This window comes from Pseudomonas sp. JDS08PS003, from assembly GCF_045013505.1.
GTDB lineage: Bacteria > Pseudomonadota > Gammaproteobacteria > Pseudomonadales > Pseudomonadaceae > Aquipseudomonas > Aquipseudomonas protegens_B.
On record NZ_CP120724.1, the window covers coordinates 4908331 to 4926787 of the forward strand.

20 protein-coding genes are annotated in these 18457 nt (G+C 65.3%); 16 read left to right on the plus strand and 4 right to left on the minus strand.

Annotation, left to right across the window (positions count from 1 at the left end):
• Window positions 1–55 precede the first annotated feature (55 nt).
• The 14 genes from queD (at window position 56) to codA (ending at window position 12506) form a co-directional block, all read left to right on the plus strand.
• Complete coding sequence (queD, locus tag P7C00_RS21775; RefSeq protein ID WP_011062303.1) at window positions 56–412, plus strand: 6-carboxytetrahydropterin synthase QueD; 357 nt, start codon at window positions 56–58, stop codon at window positions 410–412.
• 34 nt (window positions 413–446) lie between these two features.
• Window positions 447–953 (plus strand): nucleoside 2-deoxyribosyltransferase, encoded by a 507-nt coding sequence (locus tag P7C00_RS21780; protein WP_346635170.1) that lies wholly within the window; start codon window positions 447–449, stop codon window positions 951–953.
• A gap of 146 nt (window positions 954–1099) precedes the next feature.
• Complete coding sequence (locus tag P7C00_RS21785) at window positions 1100–1954, plus strand: MurR/RpiR family transcriptional regulator (RefSeq protein WP_346635171.1); 855 nt, start codon at window positions 1100–1102, stop codon at window positions 1952–1954.
• Between the two features lie 32 nt (window positions 1955–1986).
• A complete protein-coding gene (ddpX, locus tag P7C00_RS21790; protein ID WP_346635172.1) occupies window positions 1987–2544 on the plus strand; it encodes a D-alanyl-D-alanine dipeptidase in 558 nt (185 codons plus the stop codon).
• A gap of 151 nt (window positions 2545–2695) precedes the next feature.
• The gene (locus P7C00_RS21795; RefSeq protein WP_346635173.1) at window positions 2696–4273 is read left to right on the plus strand and encodes an ABC transporter substrate-binding protein; all 1578 of its coding nucleotides are present in this window, start codon (window positions 2696–2698) and stop codon (window positions 4271–4273) included.
• A 118-nt stretch (window positions 4274–4391) separates the two neighbouring features.
• Window positions 4392–5408: an ABC transporter permease gene (locus P7C00_RS21800; RefSeq protein ID WP_346635174.1), complete on the plus strand. Its 1017-nt coding sequence runs from the start codon at window positions 4392–4394 to the stop codon at window positions 5406–5408.
• Window position 5409: 1 nt separating this feature from the next.
• The gene (gene ddpC, locus P7C00_RS21805; RefSeq protein WP_346635175.1) at window positions 5410–6309 is read left to right on the plus strand and encodes a D,D-dipeptide ABC transporter permease; all 900 of its coding nucleotides are present in this window, start codon (window positions 5410–5412) and stop codon (window positions 6307–6309) included.
• Window positions 6306–7301 carry an ABC transporter ATP-binding protein gene (locus tag P7C00_RS21810; protein ID WP_346635176.1) on the plus strand — a complete coding sequence of 332 codons (996 nt, stop codon included), beginning with the start codon at window positions 6306–6308 and terminating at the stop codon, window positions 7299–7301. Before ddpC ends, P7C00_RS21810 begins: the two co-directional genes overlap by 4 nt.
• Window positions 7298–8269 carry an oligopeptide/dipeptide ABC transporter ATP-binding protein gene (locus P7C00_RS21815; RefSeq protein ID WP_346635177.1) on the plus strand — a complete coding sequence of 324 codons (972 nt, stop codon included), beginning with the start codon at window positions 7298–7300 and terminating at the stop codon, window positions 8267–8269. Before P7C00_RS21810 ends, P7C00_RS21815 begins: the two co-directional genes overlap by 4 nt.
• A 101-nt stretch (window positions 8270–8370) precedes the next feature.
• Complete coding sequence (locus P7C00_RS21820) at window positions 8371–8994, plus strand: NUDIX hydrolase (protein ID WP_346635178.1); 624 nt, start codon at window positions 8371–8373, stop codon at window positions 8992–8994.
• Window positions 8995–9078: 84 nt separating this feature from the next.
• On the plus strand, window positions 9079–9453 hold the full coding sequence (locus P7C00_RS21825) for a hypothetical protein (protein WP_123727841.1): 375 nt from the start codon (window positions 9079–9081) through the stop codon (window positions 9451–9453).
• Window positions 9450–9647, plus strand: a complete 198-nt coding sequence (locus tag P7C00_RS21830) for a helix-turn-helix transcriptional regulator (protein WP_346635179.1) — start codon at window positions 9450–9452, stop codon at window positions 9645–9647. Before P7C00_RS21825 ends, P7C00_RS21830 begins: the two co-directional genes overlap by 4 nt.
• 159 nt (window positions 9648–9806) lie before the next feature.
• A complete protein-coding gene (codB, locus tag P7C00_RS21835; protein ID WP_404937339.1) occupies window positions 9807–11078 on the plus strand; it encodes a cytosine permease in 1272 nt (423 codons plus the stop codon).
• A gap of 171 nt (window positions 11079–11249) precedes the next feature.
• Complete coding sequence (gene codA, locus P7C00_RS21840; RefSeq protein WP_404937340.1) at window positions 11250–12506, plus strand: cytosine deaminase; 1257 nt, start codon at window positions 11250–11252, stop codon at window positions 12504–12506.
• Between the two features lie 13 nt (window positions 12507–12519).
• On the opposite strand, the gene P7C00_RS21845 is transcribed toward codA, so the two are convergent.
• From P7C00_RS21845 to P7C00_RS21855, 3 genes are all read right to left on the minus strand, one after another.
• On the minus strand, window positions 12520–13179 hold the full coding sequence (locus P7C00_RS21845; RefSeq protein WP_404937341.1) for a hypothetical protein: 660 nt from the start codon (window positions 13177–13179) through the stop codon (window positions 12520–12522).
• 109 nt (window positions 13180–13288) lie between these two features.
• A complete protein-coding gene (locus P7C00_RS21850) occupies window positions 13289–14284 on the minus strand; it encodes a diaminopimelate epimerase (protein WP_404937342.1) in 996 nt (331 codons plus the stop codon).
• 121 nt (window positions 14285–14405) lie between these two features.
• On the minus strand, window positions 14406–15404 hold the full coding sequence (locus P7C00_RS21855; protein WP_346635184.1) for a cyclase family protein: 999 nt from the start codon (window positions 15402–15404) through the stop codon (window positions 14406–14408).
• 98 nt (window positions 15405–15502) lie between these two features.
• On the opposite strand from P7C00_RS21855, the gene P7C00_RS21860 reads away from it, so the two are divergent.
• Window positions 15503–16393, plus strand: a complete 891-nt coding sequence (locus P7C00_RS21860; RefSeq protein ID WP_404937343.1) for a LysR family transcriptional regulator — start codon at window positions 15503–15505, stop codon at window positions 16391–16393.
• Window positions 16394–16396: 3 nt separating this feature from the next.
• On the opposite strand, the gene P7C00_RS21865 is transcribed toward P7C00_RS21860, so the two are convergent.
• Window positions 16397–16867, minus strand: a complete 471-nt coding sequence (locus P7C00_RS21865; RefSeq protein ID WP_346635186.1) for an Lrp/AsnC family transcriptional regulator — start codon at window positions 16865–16867, stop codon at window positions 16397–16399.
• A gap of 242 nt (window positions 16868–17109) precedes the next feature.
• Here P7C00_RS21865 and P7C00_RS21870 point away from each other — a divergent pair, with 242 nt between their 5' ends.
• Complete coding sequence (locus P7C00_RS21870; protein ID WP_346635187.1) at window positions 17110–18261, plus strand: MFS transporter; 1152 nt, start codon at window positions 17110–17112, stop codon at window positions 18259–18261.
• The last annotated feature ends 196 nt before the right edge of the window (window positions 18262–18457 follow it).

An 18457-nucleotide genomic window follows, 5' to 3' on the forward strand; every position in this document is an offset into this window, starting at 1 on the left:
CGCCTGCCTCAACTCGCCCCCCGGCGATCGCCATCTGACAGAGCTGACCGACACTGTGGAAATCTTCAAAGAATTTACCTTCGAATCCGCCCATCGCCTGCCTTTCGTGCCCGAGGGCCACAAGTGCGGCCGCCTCCATGGCCACTCGTTCAAGGTGGCGATCCACCTCAGCGGCGAGGTCGACGCACACACCGGCTGGATCCGCGACTTCTCGGAAATCAAGGCCATCTTCAAGCCGCTCTACGAGCGTCTGGACCACAACTACCTGAACGACATTCCCGGCCTGGAAAACCCCACCAGCGAGGTCCTGGCCAAATGGATCTGGAACGAGCTCAAGCCCCTGCTGCCGGAGCTTTCGGCGATTCGCATCCACGAAACCTGCACCAGCGGCTGCATCTATCGCGGCGAATAAGCCGAACCATCTGCAGGTCGCAAGGAAGCTGGCCATGAGCCCACGTATCTACCTCGCCGGGTTCGATGTGTTTCGCAGCGACGCCCAGGCCCATGGCGAGTACCTCAAGCGACTGTGCAGCGTTCAGGGCCTGCACGGTCTGTTCCCCCTGGACAACCAGGCCCCGCAGAACCTCTCGCCAGACGCCACCGCGCAGTGGATCTGTCAGCAGAACCTGGCCATGATCCGCGACTGCGACGCCCTGCTGGCCAACCTCAACGACTTTCGCGGCCTGGAGCCGGATTCCGGCACCGCCTTCGAAGTGGGTGCGGCGATCGCCCTGGGCAAGCCGGTGTGGGCCTACTTCAGCGGCCCCGCGACCCTGCGCCAGCAGGTGCCCCACGATGACGCCGGGCGCGACGCCCAGGGTTTTGCGGTAGAAGACTTCAACCTGCCGCGCAACCTGATGCTGGCCTGCAGCTGGAGCGGTCGCAGCACCTGTGTGGAAGCCGCCATCAGCGACCTCGGGCGCTGGCTGAACGCTTCCCCTGCACCTCGCTGAGATAGCCAGCAACGTCACTTTCTGCCGAAAACGACCACCCCGGACAAAAGCCTTGTTTTGTCGCGAAAGCCGATGTTATGTTTCTAACACAGGCTACAAAAATGAAACCTTGATAACATTTTCCGCGAACGCCTTGCGAGATCGTCATGGACAAGAACAGTTTCCAAGTCACCCTGGAACAGCAGTTTGCAAGCCTGACGCCCACCGGCAAGCGCATCGCTACCTATCTGTTGGCCAACCTCCAGCAACTGCCCTTCGAGACCGCTGACAGCATCGCCCAGCAAGCCGGCACCACTGGCATTTCCGTGGGGCGCTTCCTGCGTTCGTTGGGCTACCGCAACCTGGATGACGTCAAGCAAGGCCTGCGCGGCGATGCCCCGGCCTCCTGGCTGATCACTGACCGGCTTGGCGCGTTTCGCAGCGAGGCCCATCAGGACGATGCCCTGGAGCGCTCGATGCATCGTGAGATCGAAGCCATCCAGCACGTCTACGGCCTGGCCCGCAGCCAGCCGTTCGCCGATATCGTGCGGCAGATCGTCGAGGCCGACGCGGTGTTCATCATCGGCATCCAGTCGACCCGGGGCATCCTCAACGCCTTCCACAGCCACCTGGAATACATCCGGCCCAAGGTCTACTACGTCGATGGCCTGTCGGGCATCTATGCCGAGACCCTGAACTCGGGCTTCGCCAAGCCCTACGCGATCATTTCCGACTTCCGCGCCTACTCCGCCATCACCCAGACCTTCTGCGAAGTAGCCAACGCCAATGCCCTGCCCCTGGCCCTGGTCACCGACCTGCAATGCCCTTGGGCCCGGGATTACCCACTGGACCTGCTGCAACTGAAAACCGATGTCGGCCAGTTCTGGGACTCCCTGGCGCCGCTGACCTGCCTGTTCAACCTGATGGTGTCCGCCGTGGCCGAGGGCTATGGCGAACGTCTGGACCAGCGCCTGGCGAAGAACCGTCAGTTGCAGGAAGCCTTCGGCCAGTTCGAGTCCTGACCTTCAAGCGTTAACCCAGATGGAGTGAGTGAGTGAACAACAGCCCCCTTGTCGAAATCGACGCCCAGCGCCACCAACTGGAAATCGACCTGATCTACGCCAGCGCCGACAACCTGGCCGGTCAGGTGATCTACCGCAACGCCCGCTGCCTGCTGCACAAGGACGCCGCCGCCTGCCTGTACAAGGCCAGCCAGCTGGCGCGCATGGCCGGCCTGGGCCTGCGCATCTACGACGCCTATCGCCCGGCCTACGCCCAGCAGCTGCTGTGGCAGGCCCTGCCCAATCCGGACTACGTGCGCGACCCACGCCTGGGCTCGCACCATACCCGGGGCGTGGCCGTGGACCTGACCCTGGTGGATGAAAGCGGCCAGCCCCTGGACATGGGCACCGCCTTCGATGCCATGGAGCCCAAGTCGCACCAGTTCTACAGCGACCTGCCGCCCCAGGTGCAGCGCAATCGCCTGCTGCTGCTGGGGATCATGCTCAGCGCCGGCTTCGAGGCGATCCCCACCGAATGGTGGCACTACGAGCTGCCCAACGCCGAGGACTTCCCCCTGATCCAGGAGCACGACCAGCCCTTCGAACACTGATCTCCCGTTCCCCAGCCGGCCACAACAACAGGCAGCCCACTGCCCCAAGCCGGTCGTTACCCGCCACACCGCTTCAGCTCCAACTGCCCGGTTATAGCTTTTATAAAAAACCTGACGAACTTCCCAACATCGAATGATCAAGGAAACCGGCATGACCCCAAATCTGCGCAATTACCCTGATGTGCGTCTGTCCACCCGTGTCGCCCTGTCGCTGCTGTGCGCCGCCCTGAGCCTGGGGGCCTGGCAGGCGGCCAGCGCCGCTGCGCCCAAGGACACCCTGATGATCGGCAAGGCCGCCGACCCGCAGACCCTCGACCCGGCCGTGACCATCGACAACAACGACTGGGCCGTGACCTACCCGGCCTACCAGAAGCTGGTGACCTACAAGGTCGAGAACGGCAAAGGCAGCACCGAAGTCCAGGGCGACCTGGCCGAGAGTTGGAGCACCTCCGCCGACAACCTGACCTGGGACTTCAAACTCAAGCCCGGCAACAAGTTCGACGACGGCAAGCCGGTGGACGCTGCGGCAGTGAAGTTTTCCTTCGAGCGCCTGATGCAGCTCAAACAGGGCCCGTCCGGGGCCTTCCCGGATGACATGAGCGTGGCCGTGGTCGATCCGCTGACCGTGCGCTTCACCCTGAAGAAGCCCTATGCGCCCTTCCTCTACACCCTGGCCCACAACGGCGGCGGCATCATCAACCCGGACGTGGCCAACAAGGGTGAGGACGTCAATGCCTACCTGTCGACCCACACCGCCGGCTCCGGGGCCTTCCGCCTGAGCAACTGGCAGAAGGGCCAGTCGCTGACGCTGGAGCCCAACAGCTATTACGCCGGCCCCAAGCCGAGCCTGAACAAGGTGGTGATCAAGATCATCAGCGAAGCCTCGGTGCGCCGCCTGCAACTGGAACGCGGCGACCTGGACATCATCGAGGACATGCCCGAAGACCAGCTCGGCACCCTGGCCGGCAAGTCCGGGGTGGTGATCCAGACCTTCCCCTCGCTGCGGGTCAATTACCTGTACCTGAACAACCAGCGCGCGCCCCTGGACAACGTCGAGGCACGCCAGGCGCTGGTCCAGGCCATCGACTACAAGGGCATCGTCGACGGCATCCTCAAGGGCCAGGCCAAGCTGATGAACGGGCCGATCCCAGACGGCATGTGGGCCCACGACCCGAGCCTGCCGCTGATGCAGCAGAACCTCGACGGCGCCAAGGCCAGCCTGGCCAAGGTCCCGCAGAAGATCAGCAACCTGACCTACCTGTACTCGGACAAGGACGCCAACTGGGAGTCCATCGGCCTGACCCTGCAAGCGGGCCTGGCGCCCCTGGGCATCAACCTGAAGATGGAGAAACTGGCCAACGCCACCATGCGTGAACGGGTCGGCAAGGGTGACTACGACGTGGCCATCGGCTCCTGGAGCCCGGACTTCGCCGATCCCTACATGTTCATGAACTTCTGGTTCGACTCCAGCCTCCAGGGCTTGCCGGGCAATCGCTCGTTCTACAGCAACCCCGAGGTCGACAGCCTGATCCGCGAGGCGGCGGCCACCAACGACACCGCCAAGCGCATCGAGCTGTACCAGAAGGCGCAGAAGATCGTCCTCAAGGACAACGTCTACGCCTACCTGTACCAGAAGAACTACAGCCTGCCGATGCGCGATTCGGTGAAGGGCTACGTGTTCCATCCGATGCTGGAGCAGGTGTTCAACATCGCCGAAATCAGCAAGTAGGACCGGCCCTGCGATCCCCGTCGCCGGCCCCTGAACCGGGCCGGCGACGGGCTGCCGTGTCCCCGCTGCGGGGCTGCTGTCGCCCCTGCCGTTCGTCAAGCGTTAACGAGGTTGCCTCATGGCCTTCCTGAATATGTTGCGCAAACGCCTGCTCGGCCTGTTGCTGGTCGTGGTCGGGGTTTCGCTGATTACCTTCACCATCTCGCACCTGATTCCCGGCGACCCGGCGCGGCTGATCGCCGGCGACCGGGCCAGCGATGCGATCGTGCAGAACATCCGCCACCAACTGGGCCTGGACCTGCCCCTGTACCAGCAATATGGCCGCTACATGCTCGACCTGCTGCACGGCGACCTGGGCACCTCGATCCGCACCAGCCGCCCGGTGCTGGAGGACCTGCAAGCGTTCTTCCCGGCCACCCTGGAACTGGCCCTGGCGGCGCTGCTGCTGTCGGTGCTGGTGGGCGTGCCGCTGGGGGTGCTGTCGGCGGTCTATCACAACCGTTTTATTGACCAGATCGCCCGCACCCTGGCGGTCACCGGGATCTCCACCCCGGCGTTCTGGCTGGGCTTGGGACTGATCCTGCTGTTCTACGGCCACCTGGGCTGGCTGCCCGGCAGCGGCCGTCTGGACGAAGGCCTGGAGCCGCCGCCGACGATCAGCGGTTTCTACCTGATCGACTCGTTGCTGGCCGGGGATATCCCGCTGTTTCTCAATGCCCTGCAGCACCTGATCCTGCCGGCCGTGACCCTGGGTTTCGTCAACCTCGGGGTGGTGGCGCGGCAGATTCGCTCGGCCATGCTCGACCAGTTGGGCGAGGACTACATCCGCACCGCCCGGGCCTATGGCCTGTCGCGCTGGGCGGTGATCCTGCGCCACGCCCTGCCCAACGCCCTAATCCCCTCGGTGACGGTGCTCGGCCTGACCCTGGGCGACTTGCTGTACGGCGCGGTGCTGACCGAGACCGTGTTCGCCTGGCCGGGCATGGGCGCCTATGTGGTGAAGTCGATCCAGGCCCTGGATTTCCCGGCGGTGATGGGCTTCGCGATCCTGGTGTCATTCATTTATGTGCTGCTGAACATGGCGATCGACCTGTTGTACCGGGTGATCGACCCGCGCATTGGCGAGGTAAATTGAGATGTCCGCTCCCTTGAACATTCCCCTGCCGCTGCCCGTGGTCCAGGCCAACGGCTGGCGCGCGCGTCTGGCCTACCTGGGCTACCGCGTGCGGCAAAGCCCGCTGACCATCGCCGGGCTATGCATGACCCTGCTGGTGCTGCTGTGCATGGCCTTCGCCCCCTGGCTGTCGAGCCATGATCCCAATGCCCTGAACCTGGCCGAACGCCTGGCCGCCCCCAGCGCCAGCCATTGGTTCGGCACCGACGAAGTCGGCCGCGACCTGTTCAGCCGGGTGCTCCACGGCAGCCGCCAGTCGGTGGGCGTGGGCCTGTTCGTGGCCTTCGCCTCGTGCCTGGCCGGGGGCCTGTTGGGCTGCCTGTCGGGGATCATCGGCGGGCGCTTCGACAGCCTGATCATGCGCCTGATGGACATCATGCTCTCGGTGCCGTCGCTGGTGCTGATCATGGCCCTGGCCGCCGCCCTGGGCCCGAGCCTGTTCAACGCCATGCTGGCGATCACCCTGGTGCGCATTCCGTTCTACGTGCGCCTGGCCCGAGGCCAGGCCCTGAGCATCCGCCAGATGGGCTACGTCAAGGCCGCCCAGACCTACGGCGCCGGGCGCTGGCACATCGTCAGCTGGCACGTGGGGCGCAACGCCATGCCGCCATTACTGGTGCAACTGAGCCTGGACATCGGCAGCGCCATCCTCATGGCCTCGGCCCTGGGCTTCATTGGCCTGGGCGCGCAGCAGCCCACCGCCGAATGGGGGGCGATGGTGGCCACCGGGCGCAACTTCATCCTCGACAACTGGTGGTACTCGACCTTTCCCGGGCTGGCGATCCTGTTCACCGCCACCGGGTTCAACCTGCTGGGTGACGGCATCCGTGACCTGCTCGATCCACGGCAACAGGGGAAATGACCATGAGCTCATCCGCCGTTCTCAACATCGATAACCTGAGCCTGGAATTCCCCGCCTACCGCAGCAACGTACAGGCGCTCAACGGCGTGTCGCTGCACGTCAACCCGGGGGAGATCGTCGGCGTGGTCGGCGAGTCCGGCTCGGGCAAGTCGGTGACCGCCATGCTCAGCCTGCGCCTGCTGCCCGAACGCAGCTACCGCATCACCTCCGGCAGCCTCAGCCTGCTGGGCCGCGACATGCTCGCCACCCCGGAAAAACAGCTGCTGCAGATCCGCGGCCGCGACGCGGCGATGATCTTCCAGGAACCGATGACCGCCCTCAACCCGACCCGGCGCATCGGCCGGCAGATGCTCGACGTGATCATCCATCACCAGCGCCTGAGCCAGGAGCAGGCCCGGGCCAAGGCCATCGCCCTGCTGCGAGACATGCACATCGCCGACCCCGAGCAGGTGCTCCAGGCCTACCCCTTCGAGCTGTCCGGGGGCATGCGCCAGCGGGTGATGATCGCCCTGGCGTTTTCCTGCGATCCGCAGTTGCTGATTGCCGACGAGCCGACCACCGCCCTGGACGTCACGGTGCAGCGCCAGGTGCTGCTGTTGCTGCGCGAGAAGGCCCGGCAACGGGGCACCGCGATCCTCCTGATCACCCACGACATGGCGGTGGTCTCGCAGTTCTGCGACCGGGTCTATGTGATGTACACCGGCGCCGTGGTCGAGCAAGGCAGCACCGCCCAGGTCATGCTCGACCCGCAGCATCCCTACACCCGCGGCCTGCTCAGCGGCCTGCCGGAACAGGTGCCCCCCGGCGCACCGCTGCTGACCATTCCCGGGCAAGTGCCCAACCTCGCCCACCTGCCCGGCGGCTGCACCTTCCGCGAACGCTGCAGCCAGGCCATGGCGATCTGCGCCGAGCGTCCGCCGCTGCATTCGATCAACGCCTGCGAGCAGCGCAAGAGCGCCTGCTGGCTGGCTGCCCCGGAGTCCGCCCAATGACCGCCACCCACTCCCAAACCGGTAGCGCGCCGCTGCTGCGCCTCAACGATGTGCAAGTGCGCTTTCCCCTGAGCAATGACTGGCTGGGGCGGCCCCGGGCCTTTGCCCATGCCCTCAACGGCATCGACCTGGAACTGCGCCCCGGGGAAACCCTGGGCATCGTCGGCGAATCCGGCTGCGGCAAAAGCACCCTGGCGCAACTGCTCATGGGCCTGGTCAAGCCCAGCAGCGGCGACCTGCGCTGGGCCTACGCCAGCGACCGCGAGCGCCACAGCCACGTGCAGATCGTGTTCCAGGACCCGCAATCGTCCCTCGACCCACGCCTGCCGATCTGGAAGATCATCACCGAGCCGCTGTTCGCCCTGGGCAACACCCCGGCCGGGCAGATGCGCGAGATCGCCGCCAAGGTGGCGCAGCAGGTGGGTATTCGCGGCGAATACCTGGAGCGCTACCCGCACCAGTTTTCCGGTGGCCAGCGCCAGCGCATCGCCATTGCCCGGGCCCTGGCGTCGAACCCAGACATCATCGTCCTCGACGAACCGACCTCGGCCCTGGACATCTCGGTGCAGGCGCAGATCCTCAACCTGCTGGCAGACCTGCAACGCAGCCGCGGCCTGACCTTTGTGCTGATCTCCCACAACGTTTCGGTGGTGCGGCACATGGCCGACCGGGTGGCAGTGATGTACCTGGGGCAGATCGTCGAACTGGGCAGCGCCGAACAGGTGCTGGAGCGGCCGCGCCATCCCTACACCCAACTGCTGCTGGATGCGGTGCCACGCCTGGGCGCGCCCCTGGCGGACAGCCAGGTCTCGGCCCCCACCGAACTGCCGGGCAACCGCAAGCTGCCCGCCGGCTGCTTCTTCTTCGACCGCTGCAGCCGGCGCGGCCCGGGCTGCGAGCTGCCACAACAACTGCTGGGCGATGCCGACCAGCAGGTGCGTTGCCACCGGCAGGATCTCGCGGGGTAATCCAACAGCACCACGCCGCCTGGCGCGGCGTGGTGCTTGCTCCCTGCTCGCCAAGGGCTTAAAACAAGCGCCTTCTCTTTGACGTTGCAGGAACCTCTCTTATGGAAAGCAGCTGGCTGACCCACGCCAAACGCTTGCAAGCCATCGCCTCGACCGGCCTGCACTTTTGCCAGGACGTGCACGACCGCGAGCGCTACCAGGAAATCGCCGACATCGCCCACGGCATGCTGGCGCAATTGGGCAACGTGCCCCTGGAGCGCATCACCGATCTGGTCTCGGACTTCGCCCAACGCTATTCGACACCAATGGTGGAAGTGCGCGGCGCGCTGATCGAGGACGGTAAGATCCTCCTGGTGCGCGAGCAGCACGACGGCCTCTGGGCCCTGCCCGGGGGCTACGCCGATGTGGGCCTGTCGGCGGCGCAGAACATCATCAAGGAAATCCACGAAGAAGCCGGGCTGCAGGTTTCGGTGCGCCAGCTGTACGGCCTGCGGCACAAGGCCAAGGGCCCCTACAAGCCGGATCACCGGGACTTCTACAAGCTCTACTTCCTCTGCGAACGGCACGATGGCGAAAGCCCGGTGGCGGGCAGCGAAACCAGCGACGCAGCGTTCTTCGCCCCGGACCAATTGCCGCCGCTGTCCCAGGGCCGCACCGTGGAACGGGATATCCAGGAAGCCTTCGATTTCCATCAGGGACGGCGCAGCGTGACCCTGTTCGACTGAGCAGAGCACCAGATGTAAAGCACCCTTGACACAGAAAAGACTCGCGCCTAATGTAAAGGACACTTTACTTCAGGAGATCGCCCCATGGGCAGTAAACGTTATTTCGTCGAATTCGGCCTGGCCTTGCTGGCCTACATCGCCTGCGTGCTGCTGAGCAGCCACTGGCTGGCGGACCTGAACCCGGGCCCGGGCAAGATCGCCCTGGCCCTGGTGCCGGTGATCCCCATGGTGGCCATGGCCCTGGCGGTGGTGCGCCAGTTGCGGCGCATGGACGAACTGGCCCGGCGCATCCAGCTCGAAGCCCTGGGCCTGTCCTTTGTCTGCACCGCGCTGATCACCTTCAGCTACGGCTTCCTGGAAACCGCCGGCCTGCCCCGGCTCTCGATGTTCTACGTATGGCCCGTGATGGGCCTGGTCTGGGCCCTGGCCACGGTGGCCGGCGTGCGGCGCTACCGATGAACAACCAACTGCGCGAACTGCGTACCCGGCAAGGCTGGTCCCAGGCCGAACTGGCCACCCGGCTCGAGGTATCACGGCAGACGGTGAATGCCATCGAGACCGGCCGCTACGACCCCAGCCTGCCCCTGGCGTTCAAGATTGCCCGGGCCTTCCAGCTGCCCATCGAAAGCATTTTCAGTCCCGACCAGGACTGAAACCGGCCACGCGGCAGTGCACCACTTTCGCCCCGGTGCCGCCTGCATCCGGTGCAGACCCACGGGCATCGGCTATAACTGCTGGGGCGCCCGCCCCGGCGGTACCGGTTTGGCACGGCACCTGCAACGGCGAGGCACCACTGCGACCAGGGACAGGCCATGACCCAGCACGAACCCGGCAACGACTACCCCTTGAGCGAAGTTCCGCAGCACGCCCGCAAGGGCCTGGCCTCCATGGCCATGGTGCTGCTGGGCTTCACCTTCTTCACCGCCACCATGTTCGCCGGCGGCAAGCTGGGGGTGGCTTTCGACTTCCCGACCCTGCTGGCAGTGATCCTCGTCGGCAATCTGCTGCTGGGGATCTACGCCGCAAGCCTGGGCTACATCGCCTTCAAGAGCGGGCTGAACACCGTGCTGATGGGGCGCTTCTGCTTCGGTGAACGGGGCAGCAAGCTCAGCGATTTGATCCTCGGCCTGACCCAGGTCGGCTGGTACGCCTGGGGCACCGCCACAGCCGCGGTGGTGCTGGGCAAGTATTTCCAGCTGGATTCGGGCGCGGTGCTGGGGCTGATGCTGCTGTTCGGCATGGCGTTCTGCGCCACCGCCTATATCGGCTATCGCGGCCTGGAGATCCTGTCGTGGATCGCGGTGCCGGCCATGGGCCTGTTGCTGGTGCTGTCGATGGCGGTGGCAACCACTCGGGTCGGCGGTCTCGACGGCCTGCTGGCCCTCACCCCCAGCGCCACCATGGACCTGTCCACGGCCCTGACCCTGGTGTTCGGCACCTTTGTCAGCGGCGCGACCCAAGCTACCAACTGGACCCGTTTCTCCCGCTCGGCGCGGGTGGCGGTGAGCGCCAGCCTGATCGGTTTCTTCATCGGCAACGGCCTGATGGTGCTGATCGGTGCCTACGGCGCCATCGTCTACCAGCAGCCGGACGTGGTGGAGGTCTTGCTGCTGCAAGGCTTCGCCATGGCGGCCATGGCCATGCTGCTGTTGAACATCTGGAGCACCCAGGACAACACCATCTACAACTTCGCCGTGGCTGGCTGCAACTTGCTGCGCACCCGTCGACGCAAGACCGTGACCCTGGTGGGCGCGCTGATCGGCACCTTGCTGGCGATGCTCGGCATGTACGATTTGCTGGTGCCCTACCTGGTGCTGCTGGGCACGGTGATTCCGCCGATTGGCGGGGTGATCATGGCCGACTTTTTCTATCGCTGGCGCGGCCGCTACCCGCGCCTGGCCGACAGCCAGTTGCCCGCCTGGAACTGGTCCGGGCTGTGCGCCTATGGCCTGGGCACCCTGGCGGCCTTCTGCTCGCCCTGGGTCGCGCCCCTGGTGGGCATCGCGGCTGCCGGCCTGAGCTACATCCTGTTGAGCGCGATGCTGGGCGCGCGCGTCCCCCAGGCCGTCGACATCCAGGCCTGATTTGCTCACCCGGCACCTTCCGGGTCTATCATGGCCCGGTCACGCAACACCCTGCCCCCTGCCCCACGGCGCGTTAACGCCTGGTCGGGAGCAGTCCAACGACCGTGGGACAAGGACCTGCCCTGATCCGACGGCTGAACCACTGATTGCCCGACCCGAGGAACTGCTCCGATGCTGATCACCAACGCCCGCCTGCGCCACCGTGAAGGCCTGCACCAACTGCACCTGGAAAACGGCCGCATCGCCCGCATTGTCCTGCAAAGCGCCGACACCTCTGACGCCGTCCCGGCCTTCGGCCCCGAACACCTGGATGCCGGCGGCAACCTGGTGGTGCCGCCCTTCGTCGAGCCGCACATTCACCTGGACGCCACCCTCACCGCCGGCGAGCCACGCTGGAACATGAGCGGCACCCTGTTCGAAGGCATCGAGTGCTGGGGCGAGCGCAAGGCTACCATCACCGCCGAAGACACCCGCACCCGCGCCCACAAGACTATCCGCGCCCTGGCGGCCCACGGCATCCAGCACGTGCGCACCCACGTCGACGTCACCGACCCGGACCTCACTGCCCTCAAGGCCATGCTCGAAGTGCGCGAGCAAAGCGCGCACCTGATCGACCTGCAGATCGTCGCCTTCCCTCAAGAGGGCATCGAATCGTTTCGCAACGGCCGCGAGCTGATGGAAGAAGCCATCCGCCTGGGCGCCGATGTGGTGGGCGGTATTCCACACTTCGAATACACCCGGGACCAGGGCGTGAGCTCGGTGAAATTCCTCATGGACCTGGCCGAACGCACGGGTTGCCTGGTGGACGTGCACTGCGACGAAACCGACGACCCGCACTCGCGCTTTCTCGAAGTGCTGGCCGAGGAAGCCCGCAGCCGCGACATGGGTTCACGGGTCAGCGCCAGCCACACCACCGCCATGGGCTCCTACGACAACGCCTACTGCGCCAAGCTGTTCCGCCTGCTGGGGCACTCGGGCATCAGCTTTGTCTCCTGCCCCACCGAAAGCATTCACCTGCAGGGGCGCTTTGACAGCTTCCCGAAACGCCGTGGCGTGACGCGGGTGAATGAGTTGCTGGAAGCGGGAATGAACGTGTGCTTTGGCCAGGACTCGATTGTCGACCCCTGGTACCCCTTGGGTAACGGCAACATCCTGCGAGTGCTGGAAGCCGGCCTGCACATCTGCCACATGCTCGGTTACCGCAATCTGCAGAACGCTCTGGACCTGGTCACCGACAACAGCGCCAAGGCCCTGGCCCTGGGCGAGGGTTACGGCCTTGAAGAAGGTCGACCGGCGAACCTGCTGATCCTCTCAGCCGACAGCGACTACGAAATGATCCGCAGCCAGGGCCTGCCGCTGTATTCGATCCGCCACGGCAAGGTGCTGATGCAGCGGCAGATGGCTCAGGTGCAACTGGCCGGCGACTGACCCGTGGCGATGCTTACTTGACCCGAAACGGCTGGGCCGCCATGAACGCCACCGGCAACAGCGGCAGGGCGAGGATCGTCAATACGCCGTCTGCGGTGAGGGTCACCGGCGTCAGCAGCACCTGGCCAACCTTGCTCTTCTCCCGGTACGCCGAGAAGTTCAGGGTGTAGGTGCTGTTCAACGCGTTGGCCTGATAGACGCTGATATCCCGCTTGGACTCAAAGCGGCTGCCGCGAATGGCATAACGGTGCAACAAGGCGTTCTGCGACGTCGCCACGACGAAGCCCAAAGCCTTGGCTTCATCGATCTGCTGGGCGTCAAGCTGGTCCAGCCCGGGAATCCTCAGGACCAGCTCACCCTCCAGGTTCTGCCACGCATTGACGAGGATCTGCGAAAACTCGGCCTGCATTCTTCCATGCAGGCCCGACTTGATGGCCTGTAGCAACTCCGGATCGACCATCACGAAGTAGTGGTACTTCTTGCCCAGGATGACAAAGCTCTTCGCGTCCGCCGTGAGATAGAACTGGCTGACGGTTTCCGTATAGACCTCATTGCTGGCTCGGCTTTCGTACAGCTTGCTGGTCAGACAACCACCAAGACTGCCAGCGACCGCAGCCCCCAGGGCCATAACCGTGCCTTTGAGCAAAGCTCGGCGGGGCGTTCCTTTTTGCATGTCGAGTCCTTTACGTAAATGTGGGCTGTGTCGAGAGACGAGCCGCGACTGCCGCCACGCTATAGAAACTCCAGCCGTTTTGCACTCTGCCACCGCAACTCCGACGTCCTCACTCAGCCAGTGCCAGCGCCGTGCCGAACAGGCTCACCCGGGTTAACACCCCGTCGGTCTCTTGCAACATCAACGGCGCGGTGCCGCCCGGCATCAGTACTTCGACCCGCCCGGCCTGGACCCAGCCAACCCGCCAGGCCGCGCAAGCCACGGCGCTGGCACTGGTGCCGGACGACGCGGTGGGACCTTCGCCGCGCTCGAAGACCCGGGCCGCGATGCGCCCTTCGCCTGCGCGCATGGCCCATTGCAGGTTGACCCCGGCCGAGCATGGCTCGCCGCTGCCGAAGGGCCGGGCGAACGCGGTACGGGTCAGGCCCTCCAACAACGGCGGTTCGAGCATCTGCCGATTGCTCGGCAAAGCGTCGGCGTGATCAACCAGGCTCACACAGTGGGGATTGCCGATACGCACGAACTGGCTGTGCTGCCACTGTGGATTCAGCGCCTGCAAGGGCGCGACCCGGCTCAGTTGGCAGCCATTGAAGGTCACGCTTTCGACCCCAATGGCAGCCACCGCCTCAGGCCCGAAGCTCGGCTGCCCGAGATCCAGCCAGAACCCCTGCACCCCCGCCACCCGCGCCGGCTCCACTGCGGTGATCACCGGCGACTCGCCACCGGGCTGGTCATGATGCACCCGCAATAGCGTCTCCCCCTCCGCCGCCAACAGCCCCTGTTCGGTGAGGGCCTGGGAAAAAATCGTCAGGCCATTGCCGCTGCGCTCGGCCAGGGTGCCGTCGGTATTGACGATCAGCAGATCGAAAGGCGCGCCGGCCTGGAACGGCCCCACCAGCAAACCGTCACTGCGATGAGCCTTGGCCCCTGGCGGCCGGGTACCCGGCGCCCAGTCACACAGCGCGGCGATGGCCTGCACGGCCCACCGGCGCCGGTCCAGGGCCGCCTGCGCCGCCGTGTCGGGCAAGGCAATGCCCAGGCTGCGCAGCGCCTCGGGCGACACCACGCCATAGATATTGCCCCGGGCATCGTAGAACGCCGCCATCACCCTGCCTCCAGAAAAAAACCGAGCCGCTGACATTACGGGCAATCCAGCGGCTCGACCAGAGGGGACTAAGCAACCTGGGTGGACATCGCGCGCTGCTGAAGAAAAACCATCCGCCAGGCTAGCGAATGGGCAAGGCCATAGGCCGGATCGGCGCCGCGTCGGCACCCCGCAGTTTGAGTGAGGCACCGATAAAGGCGAACTGATAGACCTTGTCCCGGGACAAGCCTTCCAGATTCACCAGCTCCAGGATCGGCGCGCCCTGCATCGCCAGCAGGTAAGTGTGCAACGGCAGGTAATTGCCCTCGACCTCGGAAGGGAAGGTTTCAAAGCTGAGGTTGTCCGCCCCCACCACCATGGCCCCGCCCTCTTCCACCAGGAACTTCGCCGCATCCAGGCTCAGCCCCGGCGGGTTGGCCATGTAGCGCTGGGCATTGTCGTAGTCGCGCATGCGCCCGGTACGAATCAGCACCACATCGCCCTTCTCCAGGGCGACCTGCTGTTTGGCCAGGGCCTGTTGCAGGTCGGCGCGGGTGACCCGGTAGCTGTCCGCCAGCTGTTCCAGGCCCTTGGCCGCAGCGACGTCGATCAGCACCCCGCGAGCAATGATCGGCGGCAGTTTTTCCGCGCCGGTGACGTTCCAGCCGCGGTCCCCCAGGTGCTGGTCGGCGCGGTAGCCGTTCCAGATCTTACCGTTGAGGCCGAAGTGGTTGAGGGCGTCGATATGGGTGCCCATATGGGCGTACATCGACACCGCCGAACCGCTGTAGCTGACGTGCTGGTTCATCGGTTCGCCGACCTGCATCGGATCGGCGACCACATTGCCGTGGGGCGTATGGGTCATCCACATCTGATAGGGCGGATCTCCAGCGGCCTGCCAACTAGGCATGCCGACAAAGTAATCCACTGCTAGGTCGTAGGCCTGCTCGCCGCTGACCCGGGCCATGATCGCCGCCCGGGACTCGGGGGTGATCAGGTTCAAGCGACCGATCTCATCCTTGGCCCCCCAGGGGCTGATACCCACCTCGGCTCGGGCCGCAGTGGCGGCATTGCAGCCACCGCTGAAAAGGGCCAGGGCTAGCACCCCGGGAAGGATCTTCGACATTGCGCGATGGGCCATGACAACACTCCTGTGAAATGAAGTGCTCATGGTATTGAGAGATCAATCAGAGATAATCAGCCGATTCGTGGATAGATATTCAACCCTGAGGAAACAATATGGACGTACTGATGGCCATGCGCACCTTTCGCCGGGTGGTGGAGCGGGCCAGCTTCAGCCAGGCCGCCGCCGACCTCGGACAATCCACTGCCGCCGTCAGCAAGCAGGTGCGGCAACTGGAAGAGCGCCTGGGCAGTCTGCTGATCCTGCGCACCACCCGACGCATGAGCCTCTCGGAAGCCGGACAGAGCTACTTCAATGAGTGCTGTCATCTGCTGGATGAGCTGGACACCCTGGAGCGCGCCACCCAGGCTGGCAGCCGCGAACCCGGAGGCCGCCTGCGGATCAATGCGCCCCTATCCTTTGGGCTCAAGGTGCTGTCGCCGATCCTGGTGGCCTTTATGCAGCGCTACCCGCAATTGCAGGTGGACCTGACCCTCAACGATCAGGTGCTGGACGTGGTGGGCGAAGGCTTCGACGTGTCCCTGCGAATTCGCCGGCAACTGGAGGACTCGACCTTGATCGCTCGTCACCTGGGTCAGGTTGAGCAGGTGATCTGCGCCGCGCCGACCTATCTCCAGGCCCAGGGCACGCCCAGCGCCATTGCCGACCTGCATCGCCACCGTTGCCTGGCCTACCGGTTGGCGGAGCATCCCGGACGCTGGCAGCTGGAGGGCCCGGAAGGCCAGACGCGACTGGAACTGCCGGTGCACTTTGCCGTGGACAACAGCCTGCTGCTGAGCGAGATGCTGGTGGCCGGCCTGGGCATCGGCGCCCTGCCCGGCTTTGTCGCCCAACCGCTCCTGGACAGCGGCCAACTGCTGCGAGTGTTACCGGAACAACGCCTGCCCAGCCGCCAGATCTACGCGCTCTACCCCAGCCAGCGCCACCTGTCCCAGAAAGTCCGGGTGTTCGTCGACTTCCTGGTGGAGGCGTTGCAGACCCCTTGAACCTCAACCGTCGGTGGGCACCTGGAGCCCGACCTTGACCCGGTTCATCGCCACCAGGGTCTTGAAGCGCTTGACGTTGTCATTGCCAAAGAACAGTTCGCGGGTCAGCTGGGTGTACTGGGCCATGTTGCGCACGCAGAAAATCAGCACGAAATCGCATTCGCCGGCCACGTAGTAGCACTGCTGGACCTGGGGACAGGCCTGGAAATTGCGCTTGAGGGCATCGATCTGGTCGATGCGCTCACTCTCCACTTCCACCTCGACGATGATGCTCAGCTCATGCCCCAGGGCATCCGGGGCGACGATGGCACTGTAGCGCTCGATCACCCCCTCATCGCAGAGGCGCTTGAGCCGCCGGTTGACCGCCGCCGTGGACAGGTTGACCCGCAGGCCCAGTTCGCTCTGCGCGGTACTGGCATCGCGTTGCAGCTCGGCGAGCAGCTTCAGGTCGTAGGCATCGAGACTGGCATTCATGGGGGGGCGAAACTCCGGGGATGGATGGCGCGCGCTGCAACGTTTTTGTGCAAAGCCGGCGAGTATGCGAAACAAACCGCCGACCTGTGCAAATTTATTTCACCCGCAACTCACTGCGCAAACGCCGCGCTGGCGATTACTGCAACCTTCGAGAGCTAGATTTGTCACAATCCCCACCCGGCCGCCATCACGCCATGGGGGCATCAGGTGGCCGGCAGCGAGTTTGATCGCCAAGGATTTTTATGACTGCCAGCAACACCCACTTCCAGGCTACCCCCGGCCGCCTCGAACAGATGTCCACGCGCATCGCCTTTTTCATCGCCGGTTTCGGCATCGCCGCCTGGGCGCCGCTGGTGCCCTACGCCAAGGCCCGGGCCGGGCTCGACGAAGGCACCCTGGGCCTGCTGCTGTTGTGCCTGGGCGTGGGCTCGATCCTGGCGATGCCGATCGCCGGAGCCCTGGCCGGGCGCTTCGGCTGTCGCCGGGTCATGGCCGGCGGCACCCTGCTGATCTGCCTGGCCTTGCCGCTGCTGGCGACCCTGACCTCGATCCCGCTGTTGATGGCGGCGCTGTTCATGTTCGGTGCCGGGCTCGGTGGTGTCGATTCCACGGTCAACCTGCAAGCGGTGATCGTCGAGCGCGCCAGCGGCAAGACCATGATGTCGGGCTTCCACGGGCTGTTCAGTCTCGGTGGGATTGTCGGCGCCGCCGGCGTCAGCGCGCTGCTGGGCCTGGGCCTGTCGCCCCTGGGCGCGACCCTGGTGGTGATCGCCCTGATGCTGGTGGCCCTGCTCAAGGCCGCGCCGCACATGCTGCCCTACGGCAGCCAGAGTTCGGGCCCGGCCTTTGCCGTGCCCCATGGCGTGGTGTTGTTCATTGGTTGCCTGTGTTTCGTGGTGTTCCTCGCCGAAGGCGCGGTGCTGGACTGGAGCGCGGTATTTCTCACCGCCGAACGCGACCTGGATGCCGCCTACGCCGGCCTGGGATACGCCGCTTTCGCCCTGACCATGACCCTGGGCCGCCTGACCGGGGATGCCATCGTCCACCGTCTGGGCGCACGGCGGGTGATCGTCATCGGCGGCAGCACGGCGGCGGCCGGCCTGCTGCTGGCCACCCTGGCCCCGGCCTGGGAAGCGGCACTGGTGGGGTACGCCCTGGTGGGCGCGGGTTGCTCGAACATCGTGCCGGTGCTGTACACCGCCGTGGGCAAGCAGAACGTCATGCCCGAGAGCATTGCCGTCCCGGCCATCACCACCTTGGGCTATGCCGGCATCCTGGCCGGCCCGGCGGTGATCGGCTTCATTGCCCATGGCAGCAGCCTGAGCTTGGCCTTCGGCCTGATCGCGGTCCTGCTGCTGGCGGTGGCCGCCAGCGGCAAGGTGCTCAAGGTCTGAGCCACTCAAGCAACCCAGCGGCCACGCCCTGCGTTGCACCCGGGATTCGCCGCCGGTTGCTGTAGGCGCTGGCTTGCCGGCGAAGAGGCCGCCGGCCATGCCCCATCGTCCAGAACCTGCGCCGCTCTCGGGATTCGCCGGCAAGCCGGCGCCTACACCGGCGCCACCGTCGGTAGTGGGTAAAAATACCCCCAGT

Excerpts from the sequence above, each read along its gene's own strand:
- P7C00_RS21815 (WP_346635177.1), top strand. The coding sequence starts at position 7,298 with ATGACCGCCACCCACTCCCAAACCGGTAGCGCGCCGCTGCTGCGCCTC.
- P7C00_RS21855 (WP_346635184.1), bottom strand. The coding sequence starts at position 15,404 with ATGGCCCATCGCGCAATGTCGAAGATCCTTCCCGGGGTGCTAGCCCTG.
- P7C00_RS21785 (WP_346635171.1), top strand. The coding sequence starts at position 1,100 with ATGGACAAGAACAGTTTCCAAGTCACCCTGGAACAGCAGTTTGCAAGC.
- P7C00_RS21870 (WP_346635187.1), top strand. The coding sequence starts at position 17,110 with ATGACTGCCAGCAACACCCACTTCCAGGCTACCCCCGGCCGCCTCGAA.
- P7C00_RS21810 (WP_346635176.1), top strand. The coding sequence starts at position 6,306 with ATGACCATGAGCTCATCCGCCGTTCTCAACATCGATAACCTGAGCCTG.
- P7C00_RS21850 (WP_404937342.1), bottom strand. The coding sequence starts at position 14,284 with ATGGCGGCGTTCTACGATGCCCGGGGCAATATCTATGGCGTGGTGTCG.
- codB (WP_404937339.1), top strand. The coding sequence starts at position 9,807 with ATGACCCAGCACGAACCCGGCAACGACTACCCCTTGAGCGAAGTTCCG.
- P7C00_RS21795 (WP_346635173.1), top strand. The coding sequence starts at position 2,696 with ATGACCCCAAATCTGCGCAATTACCCTGATGTGCGTCTGTCCACCCGT.
- P7C00_RS21845 (WP_404937341.1), bottom strand. The coding sequence starts at position 13,179 with ATGCAAAAAGGAACGCCCCGCCGAGCTTTGCTCAAAGGCACGGTTATG.
- P7C00_RS21830 (WP_346635179.1), top strand. The coding sequence starts at position 9,450 with ATGAACAACCAACTGCGCGAACTGCGTACCCGGCAAGGCTGGTCCCAG.
- P7C00_RS21860 (WP_404937343.1), top strand. The coding sequence starts at position 15,503 with ATGGACGTACTGATGGCCATGCGCACCTTTCGCCGGGTGGTGGAGCGG.
- P7C00_RS21780 (WP_346635170.1), top strand. The coding sequence starts at position 447 with ATGAGCCCACGTATCTACCTCGCCGGGTTCGATGTGTTTCGCAGCGAC.
- P7C00_RS21800 (WP_346635174.1), top strand. The coding sequence starts at position 4,392 with ATGGCCTTCCTGAATATGTTGCGCAAACGCCTGCTCGGCCTGTTGCTG.
- P7C00_RS21825 (WP_123727841.1), top strand. The coding sequence starts at position 9,079 with ATGGGCAGTAAACGTTATTTCGTCGAATTCGGCCTGGCCTTGCTGGCC.
- P7C00_RS21865 (WP_346635186.1), bottom strand. The coding sequence starts at position 16,867 with ATGAATGCCAGTCTCGATGCCTACGACCTGAAGCTGCTCGCCGAGCTG.
- codA (WP_404937340.1), top strand. The coding sequence starts at position 11,250 with ATGCTGATCACCAACGCCCGCCTGCGCCACCGTGAAGGCCTGCACCAA.
- ddpC (WP_346635175.1), top strand. The coding sequence starts at position 5,410 with ATGTCCGCTCCCTTGAACATTCCCCTGCCGCTGCCCGTGGTCCAGGCC.
- P7C00_RS21820 (WP_346635178.1), top strand. The coding sequence starts at position 8,371 with ATGGAAAGCAGCTGGCTGACCCACGCCAAACGCTTGCAAGCCATCGCC.